The organism is Rhodopseudomonas palustris (assembly GCF_003226555.1).
Taxonomy (GTDB): Bacteria; Pseudomonadota; Alphaproteobacteria; order Rhizobiales; family Xanthobacteraceae; genus Rhodopseudomonas; species Rhodopseudomonas palustris_I.
In genome coordinates this window covers 562,207-583,403 of sequence record NZ_QKQS01000023.1, presented here as the reverse complement: position 1 = coordinate 583,403, position 21,197 = coordinate 562,207, and the positions used below count along the sequence as shown (strand labels likewise).

General features: G+C 66.1%; 21 protein-coding genes. 15 read left to right on the top strand and 6 right to left on the bottom strand.

Annotated features, from left to right (window positions below; all coding sequences use genetic code 11):
• Position 1: 1 nt before the first annotated feature.
• Positions 2-1,000: an ABC transporter ATP-binding protein gene (locus DNX69_RS15235; RefSeq protein WP_110786801.1), complete on the top strand. Its 999-nt coding sequence runs from the start codon at positions 2-4 to the stop codon at positions 998-1,000.
• Entirely contained in the window at positions 997-2,055 is a 1,059-nt protein-coding gene (locus DNX69_RS15230) for an ABC transporter ATP-binding protein (RefSeq protein WP_110787642.1), read from the top strand. The genes DNX69_RS15235 and DNX69_RS15230 overlap by 4 nt, the downstream gene beginning before the upstream one ends.
• Positions 2,056-2,162: 107 nt before the next feature.
• Here DNX69_RS15230 and DNX69_RS15225 read toward each other — a convergent pair whose 3' ends face one another.
• Together DNX69_RS15225 and DNX69_RS15220 are read right to left on the bottom strand one after the other, a co-directional pair.
• Positions 2,163-2,573, bottom strand: coding sequence for a flagellar basal body rod protein FlgC (locus tag DNX69_RS15225; protein WP_110786800.1), 411 nt, complete (start codon positions 2,571-2,573; stop codon positions 2,163-2,165).
• Between the two features lie 135 nt (positions 2,574-2,708).
• Entirely contained in the window at positions 2,709-3,605 is an 897-nt protein-coding gene (locus DNX69_RS15220) for a PepSY-associated TM helix domain-containing protein (RefSeq protein WP_110786799.1), read from the bottom strand.
• Between the two features lie 800 nt (positions 3,606-4,405).
• Between DNX69_RS15220 and DNX69_RS15215 the strand changes: the two genes are divergently transcribed.
• The 4 genes from DNX69_RS15215 (at position 4,406) to DNX69_RS15200 (ending at position 6,168) form a co-directional block, all read left to right on the top strand.
• Positions 4,406-4,747 carry a hypothetical protein gene (locus DNX69_RS15215; RefSeq protein ID WP_110786798.1) on the top strand — a complete coding sequence of 114 codons (342 nt, stop codon included), beginning with the start codon at positions 4,406-4,408 and terminating at the stop codon, positions 4,745-4,747.
• A gap of 78 nt (positions 4,748-4,825) precedes the next feature.
• A complete protein-coding gene (locus DNX69_RS15210; protein WP_110786797.1) occupies positions 4,826-5,230 on the top strand; it encodes a hypothetical protein in 405 nt (134 codons plus the stop codon).
• 241 nt (positions 5,231-5,471) lie between these two features.
• Entirely contained in the window at positions 5,472-5,813 is a 342-nt protein-coding gene (locus tag DNX69_RS15205) for a phasin family protein (RefSeq protein WP_110787641.1), read from the top strand.
• Between the two features lie 133 nt (positions 5,814-5,946).
• Positions 5,947-6,168: a hypothetical protein gene (locus DNX69_RS15200; RefSeq protein ID WP_110786796.1), complete on the top strand. Its 222-nt coding sequence runs from the start codon at positions 5,947-5,949 to the stop codon at positions 6,166-6,168.
• Between the two features lie 52 nt (positions 6,169-6,220).
• Here DNX69_RS15200 and DNX69_RS15195 read toward each other — a convergent pair whose 3' ends face one another.
• Both DNX69_RS15195 and DNX69_RS15190 read right to left on the bottom strand, forming a co-directional pair.
• Positions 6,221-7,909, bottom strand: coding sequence for an MFS transporter (locus DNX69_RS15195; protein WP_110786795.1), 1,689 nt, complete (start codon positions 7,907-7,909; stop codon positions 6,221-6,223).
• 123 nt (positions 7,910-8,032) lie between these two features.
• Positions 8,033-8,833, bottom strand: coding sequence for a HesA/MoeB/ThiF family protein (locus DNX69_RS15190; protein ID WP_110786794.1), 801 nt, complete (start codon positions 8,831-8,833; stop codon positions 8,033-8,035).
• Between the two features lie 197 nt (positions 8,834-9,030).
• Between DNX69_RS15190 and DNX69_RS15185 the strand changes: the two genes are divergently transcribed.
• The 3 genes from DNX69_RS15185 to DNX69_RS15180 all read left to right on the top strand — a co-directional run bounded on the left by DNX69_RS15185 (position 9,031) and on the right by DNX69_RS15180 (position 10,999).
• Positions 9,031-10,374 carry a serine protease gene (locus DNX69_RS15185; RefSeq protein ID WP_110786793.1) on the top strand — a complete coding sequence of 448 codons (1,344 nt, stop codon included), beginning with the start codon at positions 9,031-9,033 and terminating at the stop codon, positions 10,372-10,374.
• A 101-nt stretch (positions 10,375-10,475) separates the two neighbouring features.
• Positions 10,476-10,652 (top strand): hypothetical protein, encoded by a 177-nt coding sequence (locus DNX69_RS26345; RefSeq protein ID WP_165825268.1) that lies wholly within the window; start codon positions 10,476-10,478, stop codon positions 10,650-10,652.
• A gap of 71 nt (positions 10,653-10,723) precedes the next feature.
• A complete protein-coding gene (locus DNX69_RS15180; RefSeq protein WP_110786792.1) occupies positions 10,724-10,999 on the top strand; it encodes a hypothetical protein in 276 nt (91 codons plus the stop codon).
• Between the two features lie 263 nt (positions 11,000-11,262).
• Here DNX69_RS15180 and mutM read toward each other — a convergent pair whose 3' ends face one another.
• On the bottom strand, positions 11,263-12,138 hold the full coding sequence (mutM, locus tag DNX69_RS15175) for a bifunctional DNA-formamidopyrimidine glycosylase/DNA-(apurinic or apyrimidinic site) lyase (RefSeq protein ID WP_110786791.1): 876 nt from the start codon (positions 12,136-12,138) through the stop codon (positions 11,263-11,265).
• Positions 12,139-12,145: 7 nt separating this feature from the next.
• Positions 12,146-12,529 (bottom strand): glyoxalase superfamily protein, encoded by a 384-nt coding sequence (locus DNX69_RS15170; RefSeq protein ID WP_110786790.1) that lies wholly within the window; start codon positions 12,527-12,529, stop codon positions 12,146-12,148.
• Positions 12,530-12,656: 127 nt separating this feature from the next.
• On the opposite strand from DNX69_RS15170, the gene ubiE reads away from it, so the two are divergent.
• The 6 genes from ubiE (at position 12,657) to tsaE (ending at position 21,196) form a co-directional block, all read left to right on the top strand.
• Positions 12,657-13,418 (top strand): bifunctional demethylmenaquinone methyltransferase/2-methoxy-6-polyprenyl-1,4-benzoquinol methylase UbiE, encoded by a 762-nt coding sequence (gene ubiE / locus DNX69_RS15165; RefSeq protein WP_110787640.1) that lies wholly within the window; start codon positions 12,657-12,659, stop codon positions 13,416-13,418.
• Complete coding sequence (gene ubiB, locus DNX69_RS15160) at positions 13,415-14,992, top strand: 2-polyprenylphenol 6-hydroxylase (RefSeq protein WP_110786789.1); 1,578 nt, start codon at positions 13,415-13,417, stop codon at positions 14,990-14,992. Before ubiE ends, ubiB begins: the two co-directional genes overlap by 4 nt.
• Positions 14,993-15,045: 53 nt before the next feature.
• On the top strand, positions 15,046-16,491 hold the full coding sequence (gene coaBC, locus DNX69_RS15155; RefSeq protein WP_110786788.1) for a bifunctional phosphopantothenoylcysteine decarboxylase/phosphopantothenate--cysteine ligase CoaBC: 1,446 nt from the start codon (positions 15,046-15,048) through the stop codon (positions 16,489-16,491).
• The gene (gene dut / locus DNX69_RS15150; RefSeq protein ID WP_110786787.1) at positions 16,488-16,946 is read left to right on the top strand and encodes a dUTP diphosphatase; all 459 of its coding nucleotides are present in this window, start codon (positions 16,488-16,490) and stop codon (positions 16,944-16,946) included. The genes coaBC and dut overlap by 4 nt, the downstream gene beginning before the upstream one ends.
• Positions 16,947-17,165: 219 nt before the next feature.
• Complete coding sequence (locus tag DNX69_RS15145) at positions 17,166-19,679, top strand: sensor histidine kinase (protein WP_110786786.1); 2,514 nt, start codon at positions 17,166-17,168, stop codon at positions 19,677-19,679.
• A complete protein-coding gene (tsaE, locus tag DNX69_RS15140; RefSeq protein WP_110786785.1) occupies positions 19,676-21,196 on the top strand; it encodes a tRNA (adenosine(37)-N6)-threonylcarbamoyltransferase complex ATPase subunit type 1 TsaE in 1,521 nt (506 codons plus the stop codon). Before DNX69_RS15145 ends, tsaE begins: the two co-directional genes overlap by 4 nt.
• Position 21,197: the final 1 nt, after the last annotated feature.

Genomic DNA, 21,197 nt, shown 5'->3' with positions numbered 1-21,197 from the left:
CATGACGCCGGTGCTTTCGGTCGAAAATCTCAGCGTCAGCATGACCAATCGCGACGGCGATCTGGTGCCGGTGCTGGAGAACCTGTCATTCACCGTCGACAAGGGGCGCACCATCGCGCTGGTCGGCGAATCCGGCTGCGGCAAGAGCATGACCGCGCTGGCGATCATGCGGTTGCTGCCGGAAGGCTTCGTCATCACCGGCGGCCGTATCCTGCTCGACGGCGAGGATCTGCTGACCGCGCGGCCGAAGCGGATGCGTGCGCTGCGGGGCGACGCGGTGTCGATGGTGTTTCAGGAGCCGATGACGGCGCTGAACCCGCTCTACACCGTCGGCGATCAAATCGCCGAGGTGCTGTATTATCACCGCCGGCTCAGCCGCAAGGACGCCGCCGAGCAGGCGGTGCAGTTCCTCAAGGCGGTGCAGATCCCGGCCGCCGAACAGCGCGCCAAGGCGTATCCGCATCAGATGTCCGGCGGCATGCGGCAGCGGGTGATGATCGCTATGGCGCTGGCCTGCCGGCCGAAACTGTTGATCGCCGACGAACCGACCACCGCGCTCGACGTTACCGTGCAGGCGCAGATCTTCGATCTGCTCGCCCAGCTTCAGGACGAGACCGAGACCGCGATCGTGCTGATCACTCATGATCTCGGGGCGGTTGCCGAGCTCGCCGACGATATCGCGGTGCTGTATGCCGGCCGCTGCATCGAGACCGGACCGGCGCACCAGATCGCCGCCACTCCGCGCCATCCTTACACGCGCGGTCTGCTCGGCTGCGTTCCGCATCTCGCCGTCGGTGTCGCCAAGCCGGCCGAATGGATCGATCTCGGCGAAATTCCCGGCATGGTGCCGGGGCTGGGCAATCGCGGGCCGGACTGCGCATTTCTGGCGCGCTGCGCCAATGCTTCGGAATTGTGCCGGTCGAAGCCGCAGCCGCCGCTTGGAAATATCGAAGCCGGACATGCGGTGTCGTGCTGGCGCGCCGCGGAGATCGCCGCATGATGATCCACGAAGACATTCGCCCGGCCGACGGCGACCCGTATCTGCTCGACGTCAACGACCTCGTGGTGCACTTCCGCACCGGCCGCAAGCGTCCATGGGACAAGCCGTCCTTCGTCCACGCGGTGGACGGAGTCAGCTTCCGCGTCAAGCGCGGCACCACGTTCGGCATCGTCGGCGAAAGCGGCTCGGGCAAGTCCACCACCGCGCAGGCGATCATGCGGCTGGTGCAGGCGACCTCGGGCCAGGTGGTGTTCCGCGGCGAAGACATCATGCCGCTGACCGGCGAGCCGCTGCGCAAGGCGCGCAAGCATCTGCAGATCGTGTTTCAGGATCCGTTTTCGGCGCTCGATCCGCGACGCCGCGCCGGGGACCAGATCCGCGAGCCGCTCGATCTGCTCGAGATCGGCAGCCGCAGCGAGCGCGACGCGCGGGTGCGCAAGCTGCTCGCCGAGGTCGGCCTTCCGCCCGAGGCTGCCGATCTGTTTCCGCATCAGTTCTCAGGCGGTCAGCGTCAGCGGCTGTGTATCGCCCGCGCGCTGGCGCCGGAACCCGAGCTGATCGTCTGCGACGAGGCGGTCTCGGCGCTCGACGTCGCGATCCAGGCGCAGATTCTCAACCTCTTGAAGAAGCTGCAGCGCGAGCGCGGCCTCACTTACATCTTCATCTCGCACGATCTCGGCGTCATCCAGCAGTTCTGCGACGAGATCGCCGTGATGTATCTCGGCAAGATAGCCGAGCAGGCGCCGGCCTCGGCGCTGTTCACCGCGCCGCGCCATCCCTACACATGGTCGCTAGTGTCGGCTGCGGTGCCGCCCGGTCCGCTCCGCGACGAGTTGAAGGCGAAGTATCTGGTCAAGGGCGAGCCGCCGTCGCCGGTCGATCCGCCGCCCGGCTGCCGGTTCGCCCAGCGCTGCCCGTTCGCCGAGGCACGCTGCCGCGAGGTGTTGCCGTTCCTCGACGCCGCCGGCCACGAACACTATGTCGCCTGCCACCGCAAAGACGAGATCGGCGTGCCCGACTTCACCCCGCGCGTGACGAGCGGTCAGATCGGTTAGTTCGAGGCCTATCGCCATTGCAAGCGTAGCGAAGCAATCCAGCGCCGTGTACTGCGCTGGATTGCTCCGTCGGCCTCGCCATCTCTCAATGGCGGGAGCGCGGGATTCTACACCGTCGCGTCGAGCAGCGACTTGGTCATGGCCTTGTCGGCCTTCAATGTCGCGAGGTTGGCCGCGTAGCTGTATTTGGCGACCATCTGTCCGATGAATTCCTGCGCCAGATCGACGTTCGGCGCCGCCACCATGCCGTCGGCATTGGCGAATGGCGCTTGCGGATCGGAGACGGGCACAGTGGCAGGCGAGGAGGTGCCGAGGCTGGTCTGGGTGCCGCCGGTCGGCGCGTCGGTCTGGTTGACCTGCAGCGGCCTGTAGGGCTGCTGTGCTCCGGCCGGGACCTTGCCGTTCGTGTCGGGCAGCGCGCCGGTGGATTGCTGATTGGCGACATTGCTGGCCGAGACTTCCAACCGGCGGGTCGCTGCTTTCAGGCCGGAGACGGCGATCGACGAAATGCTGGACATGGACACGCTCGTTGCGGCGGAAAGGTGCAGGCAGAAGACGCCCGCACCTCCCAACGATCCGTGCACCGCTTCGGTGCAATTTGAGCGAACCGGTTAGACTATTCTCAATCCTGCGAGTGAGTGGTCTGAGCTGTTTCAGGCCGGTTGCGTAGCCGGACGCTGCGGGCGACGCCGCAGCTTGCGCCGGGTCCATAGCCAGACGCCGGTGATCAGCAGGCCGAGCAGCACCACCGAGGTGATGACGTTGAGCGTGCCGGACAGCCACGTCGACCAGTTGCCTTCATGCAGCAGCCGCGGCCAGTTGCGCGGCAACGCCGTGACGCCGTCCGGCGCAAAGGTATAGGCGCGCAGTTCGCCGTCTTCGTAGATCCGGGCCATCATCCGTCCGCCGCGATTGGCGATCATCGCTAGATGCGAGACGTCGTGCGACTGCGCGATCTGTTGCACCGCATCGGACAGCTTGATCGTCATCCGCGCCGGCGGCGGGCCACTGGAAAACGTCAGCCCGGCAGCCATGCACAGCGCGGTCAGCGGACTGAGCAGCAGCAGCGGCAGCGTGAACCACGCGGCGCCCTTGTGCCAGCCGGCGAGGCTGTTGCGCAGCCGGGGCAAGCCCATCAGCACGCCGATCGTCATCAGCACGGTCATCGCGATCGTCGAGCCGATCACCAGCCATTCGTAGCCGAGCAGCCGCTCGTGCGTGCGGCGTGCCCACAGCAGCAGGTCGCCGGTGGTGTCGCTCGCGGCCGCAGCTTCGCCAGTCGCCAGATCGATCGGCAGCGTCTTGATGCCGAGCAATCGCATCTGCTGGCCGGTGGCGTTGATGGCGAGCCCGCGGGCCTGGCCTTGCGGATCGTAGCGTTCGATCAGGCCGGTGAGGCGGGCAGCATCGAGCGTTCCGGCGGGCAGGCCGCGAGCTTGCAGCATCGGCTCGACCGACAGGATCAGTCCGGTGACGATGATGGCGAGCAGCGGCAGCGCGAACACGAGACTGGTCCAGCGATGCAGTTTGAGCAGAAGTGCATTGTTCATGATGGAACTTCAGGGTTGCGATAGGCGGCGAGAAACACGCGGATCCCGTCGTCGATCAGAGCTTGAATCTTCGGCGGCGGTTGGCGCCGACTTTTTGAGCGCGCCCGGCCGCCTTGATGTCGCGGCAGCCAGTGCGGCTCAGTTGGGACAGATGCGGCACGGCATGTTGTAGGCCCCTGAACCTATCGATTCGCTGACAGGTTCGGCAGGCCGGACAATCATTCGTTCTGATCCGAGTCCTGCGGCGGAAACCGTGCAACCTCTCCGCTTGTCGAGCCGAGCAGGATGATGTGTCGAGGACGGCGGTCCGATCTGCAGAGAAGCGATTCGCGGAGCTGAATCCCGTCGCGGCTCTGTCCGGGAAATCCCGAATCAAAGACGGTCGCCGTCTGCGCAACGATCGCGATCGCCGCCGCCCGTCGTCACGGTCATCATGCCCGCATGTGCGACTTGGTGTGTGTCGCGTCGCTGCGCCATCGGTCCTAATTCTGCCGACGGATTGGACTCGCTGTTCGAAGTGGCCGCTTGTCCGGCAAATCACCAACTCGCGCAATTCGGTGAGCGACGGTAACATTGCAAGCGGTCCGCCGCTAAAGGTCCGTGATCGATGTCGACGGTCGTGATCAAGCCGCCGTCGGCGCGTGCTGTCGCGCGAGCAGCTCGGCGGAGGCTTCACCCTTAGTCGTAGTTGCCCGGCCCTTAAGCGTGCTGAAACTTGCGCCTGTTGAAATTCCGAGGTGTTGATAACATGCTGCAGTTGCAAACCGTCTGGTGATAATTCCAACAGGTATGGAGGTAGTATGCGCTCCTCAACGATGATCTTGTTCGGTGCCATTGCGTTCGTCGCTGCATTGTCTGTGGTGAACCAGGTCGGCGTGCCGCATCCTGCGTTGATCGAACCTGCTGTCGCCGCCACGCCGGTGGCGCCGCCGGTCAGCGCCTTCCGCACCGTGACCTCGTCGACCTGCTCGTCCAACGGCTGCCCGACCTCGTGCGAGGCCGACGAAGCGCTGATCTCCGCGATCTGCATCGGTCCGAGCAGCGCCAAGTTCAGCGACAACCTTTCTTTGGAGAACGGGCAGATGACCGCGAGCTGCGGCCCGAGCTCCTCCACCATCGTGGTGTCCTGCGCCCGCAAATAACGCAGGCAGTTCGCTTCTGGGAGCCGGCGGCTGAATCAAGCACCCGCGGGCTCCCGTCAGTCTCAAAGGTTCTCTCCGATGCAAAACTGGTTCATCGCACTTGCCGTCGCAGTGCTGCTACTCATCGGCTTCGCCGCCGGGCCGATGTCCGTCGTGGTCGCCTTCCTGGCGTTCTGGGTCACGCTGTATCTGGTGTGGGCCCGCGAGCTCGGCTTCAAGGACACCTGGTCGCGCTATGGCCTGCAGCGTGTCAAGCCGCCGTTCTGGGCGGCGGAGAACAAGGTCTGGTTCTTCCCGATCTTCGAAGACCGCACCAAGGTGGTGAAGGCCGCGGCGGTGCCGCTTCTGATCGTCGCGCTCAGCCTGATGCTGCCGACCTCGGTGGTGCGCATCGGCACGCTGGTCGTGCTGGCCTGGTACTGCCTGGAGATTTACCGCTCGCAGAAGGGCATGGATCAGCTCGACCGCGCGCGCTTCAACTAATTCCGCGCCGCGCGGTCTGCTCGGCGTGTGCGACGACGATGTCGAAAACGGCGGGTGTGGGGCGCCCCACGCCCGCCGTTCGCGTGTCGGCGGTTAGGCATATTTAAGGGCTGATCAGTTAGTACTGGACGGCGCTGCAGATTTTGCGATCATGGACGCGCGCAAAGAGTGTGCACAGGGGCGCCCGGTCGTGCGGCCATCTGGTGTGCTGGTTCAGCTGGGGAGCCTCGAGGAGATCGAGATGGCAGAGAAGAACTCGTCCGACGTCATCCTGAACATGATGACCAAGAACCTCGATCAGGCGCGCGGCGCGATGACCAACTACCTCGAGTTCATCAGCAAGAGCATGTCGGTGGTTCCGATGGGCCAGAGCAGTCAAGCCAACGCGCTGAAGGGCTACGTCGACCGTAACGTCCAGGCCACCTTCGATTTTTCCCAGCAGCTCCTGCACGCCAAGGATTTTCAGGACGTCGTCCGGATCCAGACCGAATTCCTGCAGACGCAATTCCGGGTGCTCACCGACCAAGCCAAGGACGTCGTCGAGATGACGCATCCCACTGTGATCGTTCCGAGCGACGGGTAGGTTTGTTGGACGCGACCCGGGTTTTTCGCAACGGGTAAGTGCGACGCAGCAGAGCGTGATTGCCGGGAACGGCGATGTCCGATCGGCATTGACCAGGGGCTCGACGCAACCCGTTCAGACTTGGATGAGAGGCATGCTGAGGTTCATTGTCCCGATGATTTCACTGGCCCTGATTGCCGGACCATCACAGGCGCAGGAGCAACGCCGCCCCGATCCCGGCTGCGGTCGCGATGTGTCGCGGTTTTGCCGCGCGGTGATGAACGAATCCGACGGCGCGATCCTGAACTGCCTGCAGCAACACCGTGCCAAGCTCAGCGCCAAATGCGCCAAGGTGCTGGCCGACCACGGGCAGTAAGTGTCCCTGCGGGACGCATGGCGACGAAGCAATGATTGTGCGCGGGATGTGATTAGGTCGACCCGCCGCTGACGCCGGCGACCGGCAGCACCTCCGTCGCGGCGGCGCGATCGGGCGATTCTTCTTTCCAGCGAACCGAGCCGAACGGCCGCTCCAGCATCCGCCGCACCCGTACCGGCTCCGGACCGCGATGGAATGCGATGGCGCGCCGGTGCAACGCGCGGTCGTCCTGGGTCGAGCGGCTCCGCTGGCGCAAGTAATCGAGCCAAGTCGGGCAGTGATAGCGTTCGGTCCACAATTCAGGGTCGGCGACGTCGCGGGCGATCGACCAGCCATAGGCGCCGTTGCGCTGGCGGCTGAGCTGTACTTCCTGCATCACGTTGTGAAACGGGCGGGCTTCGTCGGCGTCGACGCGATAGTCGATCTCGATCACCACCGGACCGCTGCGCGACGTCAGCGCCAGCTTGACCTCTGGGTCGTCCAGCAGCTCTGCGTCTTCGGTGCGGGTGCCGACCGGCGGCATCGGCAGCAGAAAGGCGAGCACCGGCGAGGCCAGCATCGCCAGCCCCGACAGCAGCATCGACGGCGCGACCCCGGACAGGTCGGCGACATGGCCCCAGCCCCAGCTTCCGATCGCGATGCCGCCGGAGATCGACGCTTGGAACGCCGCCAGCGAACGTCCCGCGACCCAGCGCGGCGCCGACAGTTGCACGCCGATATTGAACAGCGCGATCGCCAGCATCCACACCGCGCCGGCGATCACCAATGCGGCGGCGGTCAGCAGCGGCGAGCGGCTGATCGCGACCACCGCCATGGCGACGCCCATGATCATCGCACACAGCCGGACCGCGGCTTCGCTGCTCAGACGCTGCCGCGCGATCCCGACATTGAGTGCGCCGATCACCGCGCCGATGCCGAAGGCGCCGAGCAGCAGCCCGTAGGTCTCGGCGCCGCTGTGCAGCAGGTCGCGCGCCACCAGTGGCATCAGGGCCAGCACCGAGCTGCCGGCGATGCCGGTCACCAGCGTGCGGATCAGCACGATGCGGATCGCCGGTGAGTTGGTGATGTAGCGCACGCCGGACACGATCGCGCGGTTCAGCCGCTCCGGCGGCAGCCGCGGCGGCTCGCTCTCCCGCCGCCACAGCAGCAGCACGATTAGCAGCGGCAGATACAGTATCGCATTGGCGGCGAAGGCCGCCACGGCGCCGGCCGCTGCCACCACGATGCCGCCGACCGCCGGGCCGAAACTGCGCGCGATATTGTAGCTGATGCCGTTCAGCGCCACCGCGGCCGGCAGCGTTTCGGGCGGCACCTGCTCGGACACCGAGGCCTGCCAGGACGGGCCGAACAGCGCCATGCCGGTGCCGATCACGAAACAGAACAGCAGCAAGGTATTCGGCGTCACTAGGCCGAGATAGGCCAGCGCCGCAAGTGTCGTGGCGCCGCTGAGACCGATCCCAAGCGCTGCGAGCGCCACCAGGCGGCGGTCGTACATGTCGGCGATCGCGCCGGCCGGCATCGCCACCAGCATGATCGGCAGCATCAGGGCGGTCTGCACCAGCGCCACTTTGTCGGCTGACGCGGTCATCTGCGTCATCGCCCAGGCGGCGCCGACGCCGTTGATCATCAGGCCGAGATTGGACAACAGGCTCGCCAGCCAGATCCGCCGGAACAGCGCGTGCCGCAGCGGTGCCGCGATTCCTTCGCCGGAAAACAGCCCGCGCTTCGCCGTGCCCGCCATCTGGGTCTGCCCCTCCGCCGTCCTCACCGTCTCGCCGATTCATCGGCGCTCGAACAGTGATGCCTGCGAAGCGCTCGCGCTGTCCAGAGCCAACGTGGCGCAGCTCTCAGGCCAGGGCGCGGCTCAAACGTGCCGGCTCAGATCGGTGATCGTCGGCGCATCGCCGTTCAGCGGATTTTGCGGGTCGCGGCTGTAGCGCAGCGTTTCGAACCGCATGGCGCGGGCATCGATCATCACCAGCCGTCCGACCAGGCCTTCACCGAAGCCGACGATTTCGCGGATCGCCTCCAGCGCCATCATCGAGCCGAGCATGCCGGGGAGCGCGCCCATCACCCCGGCTTCTTCGCAGCTCGGCACAGTGCCGGCCGGCGGCGGTTCGGGAAACAGGCAGCGATAGGTCGGGTTGGGCTCGCCGGCGGCGTTGCGTTCGTGGGCGCGGATCGTGGTCAGTGATCCGTCGAACTGGCCGAGCGCTGCGGTGATCAACGGCTTCTTGGCCAGATAGCAGGCGTCCGACACCAGATAGCGCGTGGCAAAATTGTCCGAGCCGTCGAGCACCAGGTCGCAGCCGCCGATCAGCGCCAGCACGTTGGAGCCGTCGAGCCGCACCCGGTGCGGCACCACGCGAACGTTGGGATTGAGCGCAAGGATCCGGCTCGCGGCGCTGTCGGCCTTGCGGGCGCCGATGTCCGGCGTGGCGTGGATGACCTGGCGCTGCAGGTTCGACAGCGTGACGATGTCGTCGTCGACGATATCGAGCGTGCCGATCCCGGCGGCGGCCAGATACATCAGCGCCGGCGCGCCGAGCCCGCCGGCACCGACCACCAGCACCCGCGCGCTCTTCAGCGCCGCCTGCCCGGGGCCGCCGACATCGCGGAGGACGATGTGGCGGGCGTAGCGTTCCAGTTCCTCGGCACTCAGCATGATCGGATGGTATCCTTCACTTCCACGGCCACACCGGCACCGACATTTGCACCGTCATTTGGAGGACGCGCATCCGGCTCATCCTCTCCGGCGGGTAAGCCGTCGCCTCGGTGCTGCGCATCGAACCGGCGCAACGTTGGCGCCGACCAAGCGGTTGTGGTTATTTGCGCATGGCGCAACCTTGCTCGGGAATTGTCATGAGATCGATGCTGGCTGCAACCCTGATCGTCGCCGGTGCCGCCACCCTGGCGGCGCATGGCGCACACGCCGCGCCGAAGCAGGCCGCGGCGGCGTCTCCTGCGGCGCAGACGCCTGCGGAGACCGCCAAGACCTTGGCGCAGGGCGAGCGCCAGGCGATCCAGTCCGATCTCGCCTGGACCGGCGATTACAACGGCCTGATCAACGGCGACGTGTCCGACCGGATGATCGCCGCGATCAAGCAATTCCAGACCAACCAGGGCCACAAGCCGACCGGCGTGCTCAATCCGCAGGAGCGCGGGCAACTCGCTCAGGCGGCGCGCAAGCTGCAGGCCAGCGTTGGCTGGAAGCTGGTGTCCGATCCGGTCACCGGCGCGCGGCTCGGCGTGCCGACCCGGCTGGTGCCGCAACAGGTCTCCGATGCCGACGGCACCCGGTGGAATTCGTCCACCGGCACGATCCAGGTGACGCTGTCGCGGCGCAAGGAGGCGGGCGTCTCGATCGCCAAGCTCGCCGACAAGGAGAAGAAGGAGCCTGGCCGCAAGGTCGAATACAGCGCGGTCAAGCCCGACTTCTTCGTGCTGTCGGGCACTCAGAACCAGAAGAAGTTCTATATCCGCGGCAGTTTCAAGGATGCCGAGGTCCGCATCCTCACCGTGCTGTACGATCAGGCCACCGAAGGCATGATGCAGTCGGTCGTGGTCGCGATGTCGAGCGCCTACAATCCGTTCCCGGCCGGCGTGCAGAGCGGCCCGCCGCCGCGCAAGAAGGTCGAGTATTCGACCGGCACGATCGTCGGCGGCGATGGCGCCATCCTGGCCGATCGCGAAGCGGTCGAGGGCTGTCTGTCGATCGTGGTCGCCGGCTTTGGCCCTGCCGATCTGGCCGATCGCAGCAAGGAGCACGAGCTGGCGCTGCTGCGGATCTATGGTGCGTCCGAGCTGAAGCCGCTGCCGATCGGCGGCGGCGCGGCCAAGCCCGGAGCTGTCGAGATCACAGGCGTCGCCGATCCGCAGAACCAGGGCGGCGGCGCGGCCGTCACCTCGGTCAAGGCCCAAGTCACTCCGGCCGGGAGCGCCGGAGGGCTGGCCGTGACGCCGGCGCCGAGCCTCGGCTTTTCTGGTGCGCCGGCCCGAGATGCGGACGGTCGTTTCGCTGGGCTGACCACGCTGCGTCTGCCACTCGTCGCGGGACCCGCCGATAGCGCAGCGGCGCCGCAGGCGGCGCTGATTTCCGCCGATACGGTCCGCGGCTATCTCGCCGGCGTCGGCGTCAGGCCGGCCGAAGGCAGTGCCAAGGACATCAAAGCCAGCGTCGTCCGTGTGATCTGCGTGCGCAAGTAAGCGTGATGCCGCTCGGCTTGCCCAGCCAATGAGGGTTGGCTGGATCGACGCTCCTCATTATCTTCGGCGGATATTTATGAAATTGCCGAGAGCGGAATTCTGTGAAGCCGATCGTCTATTGCGGCGAGGAGATGCCGATTGGTCATCTCGCGCCAATGAGAATTGCGTGCCCCTGCGCGCCGATGAATCGAGAATTGCTGATCGACGTCGGCTTCGCCAATCATTGCTATACCGAAAGATTCATCGAGGGCATCCACTCGCCCGGCCAGATTGCGTGACTGAAGCGAAAGATCGACACAGAGTATTCTGTCCGATCCGGTACGAGCTTTCTCTTGGGCTCCCAAAGCTGATGGAAGCTCTGCCAAGCAGCAAGGTTCACCAGACCTCGCAACGTCGCAACTACGTATACGTGGTTCGGCTCGAGCTGGAGAGGCGGCCTTATGAGATCTATTTTATGCTTCAAAGAGCCGCCAACAACGCCGAGGCCGATTTGCGCCTGACGGTCGAAAGCGCGCACCTCGCTGAAACACGCTCGAATGTCAGCAGACGTCCGAACAGCATTCGCTTCGTGATCCTGGCGTATAAGATCTTGGCCAACCAGCCGGTCAGGTTCGCGCCACGTTGAAACGAAAAAGACCTCCCCGAAGGGAGGTCTCGTTTCGGTTTCCACTTTGGCCGTTTGGTCTATCTCGCTCACGCGTGGACCAAGAGAACTTGGCGGGGAAGCGCTTTTCCAACCGATCTATCGCTTCAGTACACACAATACCGTACAAGGTACTTGGTTTCAACGACAACAGAATCAAATCCCGAACCGGCCCGGTCATTGCAACGGTTTGATCTGGCGGGATTTTTGGACCGGTTGGGACCGCTTGTTGCACGGAACTCTGTCTACTTCTGGCACTTCGGGCACCAGAATGTCGATCGGCCGTTTTGCACGAAGCGCTGCACCGTGCCGCCGCAGCTCGGGCACGGCTCGCCTTCGCGGTCGTAGACTTTGAACGAGTGCTGGAAGTAACCGAGTTCGCCGCTTGTCTGGCGATGGTCGCGCAGCGACGAGCCGCCGGCCTTGATCGCCTCGCCCAGCACCTCGCGGATCGCTTCCGTCAGCCGCACCGCGTGGTCGGTCGGCTCGCCTTTGCGATTGGCCAGGGTCGAGGCTTTGCGCTTCGGTGACAGGTGCGCGCGAAACAGCGCCTCGCAGACATAGATGTTGCCGAGCCCGGCGACGACGCGCTGGTCGAGCAGCGCAGCCTTGAGGCTGGTCGATTTGCCGGCGCAGGCCTGCGCCAGCATCGCGGCGTCGAAGGCGTTGCCGAGCGGCTCGGGGCCGAGGCCCTTGAGATGCGGCTCGTCGTCGATGGCGGCGCGCGGAAAGATCTTCATGAAGCCGAAGCGGCGCGGATCGTTGAAGATCACTCGGGCGCCGCTCGACATCTCGAACACGACGTGGTCGTGGGTGCGGTCCTCGCTGCGCGGATGGTGAAACTCGCCGGGCGTCGCCGCGCCAGCTTCGGTGACGACGCGGAACGAGCCGGACATGCCGAGATGCATCAGCAGCACGTCGCCGGACGACAGGTCCGCCAGCAGATATTTCGCCCGCCGCCCCAGCCCGGTAATGGTCTGCCCATTGAGCCGCGCGACAAAGTCGGCCTGGAACGGAAACCGCAGATCGCCGCGGTTCGCCGTCGCCCGCTCGATCCGGAATCCCTCCATGGCCGGCTGCAGGCCGAGCCGGACGGTTTCGACTTCGGGCAGTTCGGGCATGACGCGTCTAGTCCCGCTCGTGCCCCAGGCTCTCGCTGAAGATCAGACGATTGAAGAATGGATCGGTGACGGTCATCGTGGTATCGCCCCACGGCTGGTTCACCAGTCCCGGGCGTGCATAGCCATAGGCTTTGGCAAGGAGGACGGCCCGATACTCCGCCAGGCCGCTCGTGGCGATGGTGACGCTGGCGCCGGGCGAGGCGTCGCCGTGGTGCTCGCTCAGGTTCAGTTCTGCCTCGTCCAGCCGCACCCGCATGAACAGTGGCAGCGCCGGCTCGAAGCGGTGTTCGAATACGACGCTGAATCCCAGAAAATCGAGATAGAATTCCCGCGCCTTGGCAGTGTCGAACATTCTCAATGTCGGGGTCACCCGCTTGAAGCCTGTCGCCATGATGGCCCTCCGAATTGACCGACGCCGCCTTTGACCAAGGCGCTCGGCCGTCGTATGGGCTGCGTTGTAGCGCTCTCCAAGCGGGCACGCTATGGTCCGCCGCACAAAGGTACCGACGATGAAGGACATGACCCAGCCGAGCGAGACCACGCATTTCGGCTATCGCGACGTTCCGCTGGACGAGAAGCAGACGCTGGTCAACGACGTGTTTCACAGCGTCGCCAGCCGCTACGACCTGATGAACGATCTGATGTCCGGCGGCATGCACCGGTTGTGGAAGGACGTGATGATCACGACCCTCAACCCGCCGCGTGACGACACGCCGTTCCGGTTGCTCGACGTGGCCGGCGGCACCGGCGACATCTCGTTCCGTGCCGCCAAGGCCTCTGGTGCCGGCTTCCACGCCACCGTCTGCGACATCAACACCGATATGCTCGAAGTCGGCCGCCAGCGCGCGGTTGAGCGCCATCTCGACGACAAGGTCGATTTCGTCGAGGGCAACGCCGAGAGCCTGCAATTCGAAGACCGCAGCTTCGACGCCTACACCATCGCGTTCGGCATCCGGAACGTGCCGCAGATCGATCTGGCGCTGAAGGAAGCCTATCGGGTGCTGAAGCCGGGCAGCCGCTTCCTGTGCCTGGAGTTTTCCTCGGTCGACGTGCCGGGCCTGTCCAAATTGTACGATCTGTTCTCGTTCAGGGTGATTCCGGAGATCGGCCGCGTCGTCACCGGCGATGCCGACAGCTACCAGTATCTGGTCGAATCGATCCGCAAATTCCCCAAGCCCTACGACTTCGCCGAGATGATGCGTGACGCCGGCTTTGCGCGCGCCAACTGGCAGGTGATGAGCGGCGGCATCGTCGCGCTGCATTCGGGCTGGCGTTTGTGATCGCAGCACTCACTCATGTGGCGCGGCTCGGCCGCGCCGCCTTCGTGTTCGCGCGCGAGGGCGTGTTCGGCGTGGTCGATCCGGGGCTGATTCCGCCGGCCGGCCAGGTGCCGGTGCGGCTGGCGCGCCTGATCGAGCGCCGCGGTGCCAAGTCCGGGGCGCGGCTGACGCGGGCGCTGACCCGGCTTGGCCCAGCCTATCTCAAGCTCGGCCAATTCCTCGCCACCCGCCCCGACGTCGTCGGCGTGGCGATGGCACGCGATCTCGAAAGCCTGCAGGATCGGCTGCCGCCGTTCTCCCAGGACGAAGCCGAACAAGCGATCGCGACATCGCTGGAGCGTCCGCTGCGCGAGCTGTTCATCAGCCTCAGCCCGCCGGTGGCGGCGGCTTCGATCGCCCAGGTGCATCGCGGCGAAGTCGAGGTCGACGGGGTGCGCAAGCAGGTCGCCGTCAAGGTGCTGCGGCCGAACGTGTCGTCGCGGTTCAGGCGCGACCTGTCCGATTTCTTCTACGTCGCCGAGAAGGCCGAGCTGTACTCCGCCGAAGCGCGGCGGCTGCGGCTGGTCGAAGTCATCAATACGATGTCGCGCTCGGTCGCCATGGAGATGGATCTGCGACTGGAAGCAGCCGCTGCGTCCGAGATGGCGGAGAACACCAAGGACGATCCGGACTTCCGCGTCCCCACAGTCGATTGGGACCGCACCAGCCATAACGTGCTGACGATGGAGTGGATCGACGGCATCCCGCTGAACGATCACGCCCGTCTCAAGGACGCCGACGTCGACACTGTCGAGCTCGGCCGCAAGGTGATCCAGAGCTTCCTGCGCCATGCGCTGCGCGACGGCTTCTTCCACGCCGATATGCATCCGGGCAATCTGTTCCTGGATCGCGACGGCAAGCTGGTGGCGGTCGATTTCGGCATCATGGGACGGCTGCTGCCGAAGGAGCGGCGCTTCCTCGCCGAAATCCTGCTCGGCTTCATTACCCGCAACTATCGGCGCGTCGCCGAGGTGCATTTCGAGGCCGGCTACGTGCCGCCGCATCATTCGGTCGAGAATTTCGCGCAGGCGATCCGTGCGATCGGCGAGCCGATCCACAATCGCACCGCCGAAGAAATCTCTATGGCCAAGCTGCTGACGCTGCTGCTCGAGGTCACCGGCCTGTTCGACATGCGGACCCGGCCGGAGCTGATCCTGCTGCAGAAGACCATGGTGGTGGTCGAAGGCGTGGCGCGGTCGTTCGATCCCAAGCTCGACATCTGGAAGGTCGCCGATCCGGTGGTGCGCGAGTGGATCCAGCGCAACCTCGGTCCGATCGGCAAGGTCGAGGGCGCGCTCGCCGGCGCCGGCGAACTGGGCCACACTTTGAGCAGCCTGCCGACCATCGTGTCGCGCGCTGTTACGGTGCTGAACCAGCTCGAGGTCATGACCAAGGACGGCCTGGTGCTGGCGCCGGAGACCATCGCTGCGATTGGCCGCAACGAGCGCGGCCGGACCCGCGGCCGGACGGTGGCGCTGTGGGTGATCGCCGCCACCTTCATCGGGGTGCTGATCGCGCTGTCACGAATGATCTGATCGCATTGCGTTCATGTCTTGAATGCAATGCCAGCGTCGATTAGCCTTTCCGCATGGCCAATCTGACGATCCGCAAGCTCGACGACGTCCTCAAAGCCGAACTTCGCCAGCGCGCGGCCGCCAATGGCCGCTCGATGGAGGACGAGGTTCGGGTGATCCTGCGCGATGCCTGCCACAAGCGCCTGGGCTTCGCGGAGACCTCCTCGGCCGAGCCTTCCGTTCCGTCAGTCCCTATGTCCGACGATCCGTCGGACGGCGCTTGTCCCCAGCCGCAGCCGGGTGGCGCGCGGGTGACGCTGATCGTCGGCGGTGGCATCGCGGCCTACAAGGCGATGGACCTGATCCGCCGGCTCAAGGAGCGCGGCGCGGACGTTCGCGTGGTGCTGACCAAGGCGGCCCAGCAGTTCGTCACGCCGCTGACCGCGAGCGCGCTGTCGCATCAGCGCTGCTACACCGATCTGTTCGACCCCGCGAGCGAGTTCGACGCCGGGCATATTCGTCTGGCCCGCGACTGCGATCTGATCGTGGTCGCGCCGGCGACCGCCGACCTGATGGCCAAGCTCGCCGGCGGCCATGCCGATGATCTTGCGACCGCGATCCTGCTCGCCACCAACCGCCAGATCCTGCTGGCGCCGGCGATGAACCCGCTGATGTGGAACAACGCCGCGACCCGGCGCAACGTCGCTCAGCTCAAACAGGACGGCGTCGCGATGATCGGCCCCAATGCCGGCGAGATGGCCGAGCGGGGTGAGGCCGGCGTCGGCCGGATGGCGGAGCCGACCGAGATCGCGGCCGCGGCCGAAGCGCTGTGGCGGCCGCAGCCGCCGAAGCCGCTGCGCGGCAAGCGGGTGTTGATCACCGCAGGGCCGACCCACGAGCCGATCGATCCGGTGCGCTACATCGCCAATCGTTCCTCCGGCAAACAGGGCTACGCGATCGCGGCTGCGGCGGTTGCCGCGGGTGCCGAGGTGGCGCTCATCTCGGGTCCTGTCGACCTGCGGGCGCCGGCCGGCGTCGTCTGCACCCGTGTGGAGTCGGCGCGCGAGATGCTTGAAGCCGTGCGATCCGCGCTGCCGGCCGATGTGGCGATCTTCGCCGCCGCGGTGGCGGACTGGCGCGTCGCCAGCGAAGGGATGCAGAAGCTGAAGAAGGGCGCCGGCGGGCCGCCGCCGTTGCAGCTCACCGAGAATCCCGACATCCTCGCCACGATCTCGAAGCTGACAGAAGGGCGGCCGCCGCTGGTGGTCGGGTTTGCGGCCGAGACCGAGAACCTGATCGACAACGCCACCGCCAAGCTCGCCCGCAAGGGCTGCGACTGGATCGTCGCCAACGATGTGTCGCCGGCCACCGGCGTGATGGGCGGAGACCGCAACACCGTGCATCTGCTGATGCGCCACGGCGCCGCCACCGATCTCGAATCATGGCCGCTGATGACCAAAGATGAAGTCGCGTCCGCGCTGGTGGCGCGGATCGCCCAAGCAATGGCAGTTCCAGCATGAGCCAAGTGATCACCGTTTCGATTCGCCATCTGCCGCATGGCGAAGGGCTGCCGCTGCCGGACTATCAGACGGCGAACGCCGCCGGGCTCGATCTGATCGCGGCGGTTCCGCAGGGCGCGCCGTCGACGCTGCAGCCCGGCCGCTATGTGCTGGTGCCGACCGGGCTCACGATCGCGCTCCCGGAAAACTACGAGGCCCAGGTGCGGCCGCGTTCGGGGCTCGCCGCCAAGCACGGCGTCACTGTATTGAACGCGCCGGGTACGATCGATGCCGATTATCGCGGCGAGATCGGTGTGCTGCTGATCAATCACGGCACCGAGCCCTTCACCATCTGCCGCGGCGAGCGTATCGCCCAGATGGTGATCGCGCCGGTCAGCCGCGCTCAATTCGTCGTGGTCGACGCGCTGCCGGAAAGCGGCCGCGGCTCCGGCGGCTTCGGCTCGACCGGTCGTTGAGTAGCGGCTCCGCATTGAGGTGATACTTCCGCGACTCAACTAGATTTAGTGTCAAGCACGGTCGGAATCCGTGCCGGAAAATATAAACCGTCCGTTTACGAACGGTCGCGCCTCCGTTCACGGTCTGGACTCTTACCCCCCGAGTCGCGATGGCGATAATGTCCCTTGATTCGGCTATGGTGCGGCTTGTCAGTTGCGCCGTGCGGTTTGGGGCAATCGATGTCAGGCGTATTGGGGTCCATACGTCGGACCAGTCTGTCATGCACGTCGCTGGTGCATGGTTTGGCTGGGACGGCCGTGATGGTCGTGTCGTCGCCGGCGCGAGCCGCAGACGATCGCCTGGCCGTCGTCACCTCGTCGCTGCTGCTCGACCTCAATCGCCACGAGATGATGACGCTGATCGTCGCGCTCGCGGCGCTGGGCTTTTCGGTGATGGCGGCGATCGTGCTGGTCCGGACGCGGCAGCGCGCGCTCGAGCGCGAAGCTGCGCTACGCACCGATCTCAACGGGCTGCAGGCGGAGTCCGATCGCTTCCAGGCGCTGCTGTTCGCAGAGCCCCAGGTGCTGGTCTCCTGGAGCGCGGGTGAGAGCCGGCCGCAGATCAGTGGCGACACTGACTTGTTTCTGCCGGCGGACGCCCAGAACCGCCCGTCGCAGCGGATCCTCGCGTTCGGCACCTGGCTGCCGCCCGAGCCGGCGCTGCAGATGGACCATGCGGTCGACGCGCTGCTCGACAAGGGCGAAGGCTTCCTGCTGCAGCTGGTCACCTCGAATGGGCGGTCGATCGAGGCGATGGGCCGCGCCGTCGGCGGCCAGGCCGTCGTCCGCATTCGTGAACTGAGCGGCGTGCGCCGCGATCTCGCCGACATGACCCGCCGCTTCAAGGCGTTGCAGGAAGAGACCGAGATGCTGCGCGGCTTCGCCACCGCCGCGCCGTGGCCGATCTGGACCCGCCGCTCCGACGGCACGCTTAGCTTCGCCAACGACGCCTACGCGAGCGCGACCGATGCCAGCGACGCGGCGGACGCGATCGGCCGCAATCTCGAATTGCTCGATAGCAGCGACCGCGCCGCTCTGGCCCGCTCGCTCGGCGACAGCGCCGAATTCACCGGCCGGCTGCCGATCGTGGTCGGCGGCGAGCGCCGCTATTTCGACGTGCGGGCGCTCAAGGTGCCCGGCGGCAGCGCCGGCATCGCGGTCGACGCCACCGAAACCGCCGCGCTCGGCGCCGCGCTGGAGCGAATGGCGGATGCGCATCGGCGCACGCTCGATCAGCTTTCGTCCGGTGTCGCTGTGTTCGACGCCCAGCGCCGGCTGAAATTCTACAACGATTCCTATCGCAAGCTGTGGGATCTCGACCGCATCTTCCTCGACAGCCATCCCGACGATTCCACGGTGCTCGACCGGCTGCGCGCCGAGCGCAAGCTGCCGGAAGAACGTGATTTCAAGGCGTGGAAGAACAAGCTGCACGAAGCCTATCGGGCGGTCGAAGCCGAAAAGGACGTCTGGTATCTGCCGGACGGCCGCGCCGTCAGCATCGTCACCACGCCGAATCCCGAAGGTGGCGTCACCTATCTGTTCGACGACGTTACCGAAAGCCTCGACCTCCAGCGCCGCTATGGCGGCCTGATCGACGTCCAGCGCGAGACGCTCGACAACCTCTCCGAAGCGGTCGCGGTGTTCGGCTCCAACGGCTGCGCGCAGCTGTTCAATCCGCCGTTCGCGCGGATGTGGAACCTGTCTGCCGAGGCACTGCAGAGCCAGCCGCACATCGAGGCGATCGAGGAGTGGTGCCGGCCGCTGTTCGACGACGACGTGTTCTGGCAGGCGCTGCGCGGCGCCATCACCGGCATCGACGATCGTCGCCACGTCCTGCTCAAGCTCGAGCGCAAGGACGGTAGCGTGCTGGCCTGCAAGACCATGCCGCTGCCCGACGGCGCCACGATGCTGACGTTCCAGGACCTCACCGACACCGAGAACGTCGAGCGCGCGCTGCGCGAGCGCAACGAAGCGCTGGAGACGGCCGATCGGATCAAGATCGACTTCGTCCACCACGTTTCCTACGAGCTGCGATCGCCGCTGACCACGATCATCGGCTTCGCGCACTTCCTCAGCGATTCCTCGACAGGGCCGCTCACCGACAAGCAGGCCGAGTACGTGAACTACATCACCACCTCGACCAACGCGCTGATGGCGATCATCAACAACATCCTCGATCTCGCCAGTATCGACGCCGGGGCGATGACGCTCAATCTCGGGCCGATCGCCATCCGCAAGACGATCGACGCCGCTGCCGAAGGGATTCAGGACCGGCTGGCGCGCGATCAGATCGCGCTGCAGATCGACGTCGATCCGGCGATCGACAGCTTCGTCGGTGACGAGCGTCGGGTCGTGCAGGTGCTGTACAATCTGCTCGCCAATGCGATCGATTTCTCGCCCGCGCAGGGGACGGTGCGGCTGACGGTCCGCAAGGGTGACTCCCGGGTGGCGTTCACCGTCACCGACGCCGGGCCCGGCATCGCGCCGGCGTTCAAGGAGAAGATGTTCGATCTGTTCGAGAGCGATCCGCAGGGCTCGCGGCATCGCGGCGCCGGGCTTGGCCTGTCGCTGGTGCGCTCGTTCGTCGAGCTGCACGGCGGCAAAGTCCAGGTTGAATCGGCGGTCGGCCGTGGCACCTCGGTGACCTGCGAGTTTCCGATCGAGCCGGTCGCCCAACGTCACGCGGCCGAATGAGCGCGGCGGCGACATTCTCGGTCGCGCTCGCGAGCGAGTTCGCGACCGCGCGGCTGATGGCCGAGGTGGCGCTACTGATCGGCCCGGGCGACGTCGTGACGCTGTCCGGCGATCTCGGCGCCGGCAAGACTGCCGCGGCACGGGCGATGATCCGCTATCTCGCGGCCGACGACGCGCTGGAAGTACCGAGCCCGACGTTCACGCTGGTGCAGACTTACGATCTGCCGCCGTATCCGCTGCTGCATGCGGATCTGTATCGCGTCGAGGATCCGTCCGAGCTGGAAGAGATCGGGCTGTCGCCGCTGCCGGACGGCACCGTCGCGCTGATCGAGTGGCCCGAGCGCGCCGCGTCGGAGCTGCCGGAAGACCGCATCGACATCGCGCTCAGCCACCGCCCGGCGCTCGGCCCGTCGGCGCGTGCCGCGGAAATCACCGGCCACGGCAAGGCCGTGAAGCAGGTCGAACGGCTCGCCGCGCTGCGCAGCTTCATCGAGACCGCCGGCTACGCCGATGCCGAGCGCCTTCACATGCCGGGCGATGCCTCGACACGCTCCTACGCGCGGCTGCAACGCGGCACTGAGAGCGTCATTCTGATGAACGCGCCGCGCCGTCCGGATGGCCCCGCGCTCTATGCCGGCAAGAGCTACAGCGCGGCCGTGCATCTGGCCGAAGACGTCCGGCCGTTCGTTGCGATTGCTCAGGGGCTGCGGGAGCGCGGGTTTTCGGCGCCCGCGATTCATCATGCCGATCTCGACGCCGGCTTCCTGATCACCGAGGATCTCGGCAGCGTCGGCTTCGTCGAAGGAGATCCGCCGGCGCCGGTTGTGGCGCGTTATCAGGCCGCGACCGAGATGCTGGCGGCACTGCACGCCAAGCCGCTGCCGGATCATTTGCCGTTGTCGGCACGCGAGAGCTACGCGGTGCCGATCTTCGACGAAGACGCGATGATGATCGAGGTCGGTTTGATGCCGGAATGGTATCTGCCCGACCGCGGCGCGCCGCCGACCGAGGTGCAGCGCGCCGAATTCGTCGCGCTGTGGCGCAAGCTGCTGGCGGGCATCGCGGCCGAGCAGCGGACCTGGGTGCTGCGCGATTATCACTCGCCGAATCTGATCTGGCTGGAGGATCGGCCCGGCATCGAGCGCGTCGGAATCATCGATTTCCAGGACACCGTGCAGGGCCCGGCCGCCTACGACGTGGTGTCGCTGTTGCAGGACGCCCGCATCGACGTGCCCGAAGCGGTGGAACTGTCGCTACTCGGCCGCTACGTCAAAGCGCGGCTCGCCGCCGATCCGGAGTTCGACGCGGCCGGTTTCGCACGGCTCTATGCCGTAATGTCGGCACAGCGAAATACACGGCTGTTGGGAACTTTCGCCCGGCTCAACCGTCGGGACGGCAAGCCGCAGTACTTGAAGCATCAGCCGCGGGTGTGGGCGTATCTGGCGCGCTCGCTGGCGCATCCGGCGCTCGCCGAGATCCGGGCGTGGTACCGCGACTACGTTCCGCCACCGCTCTGAT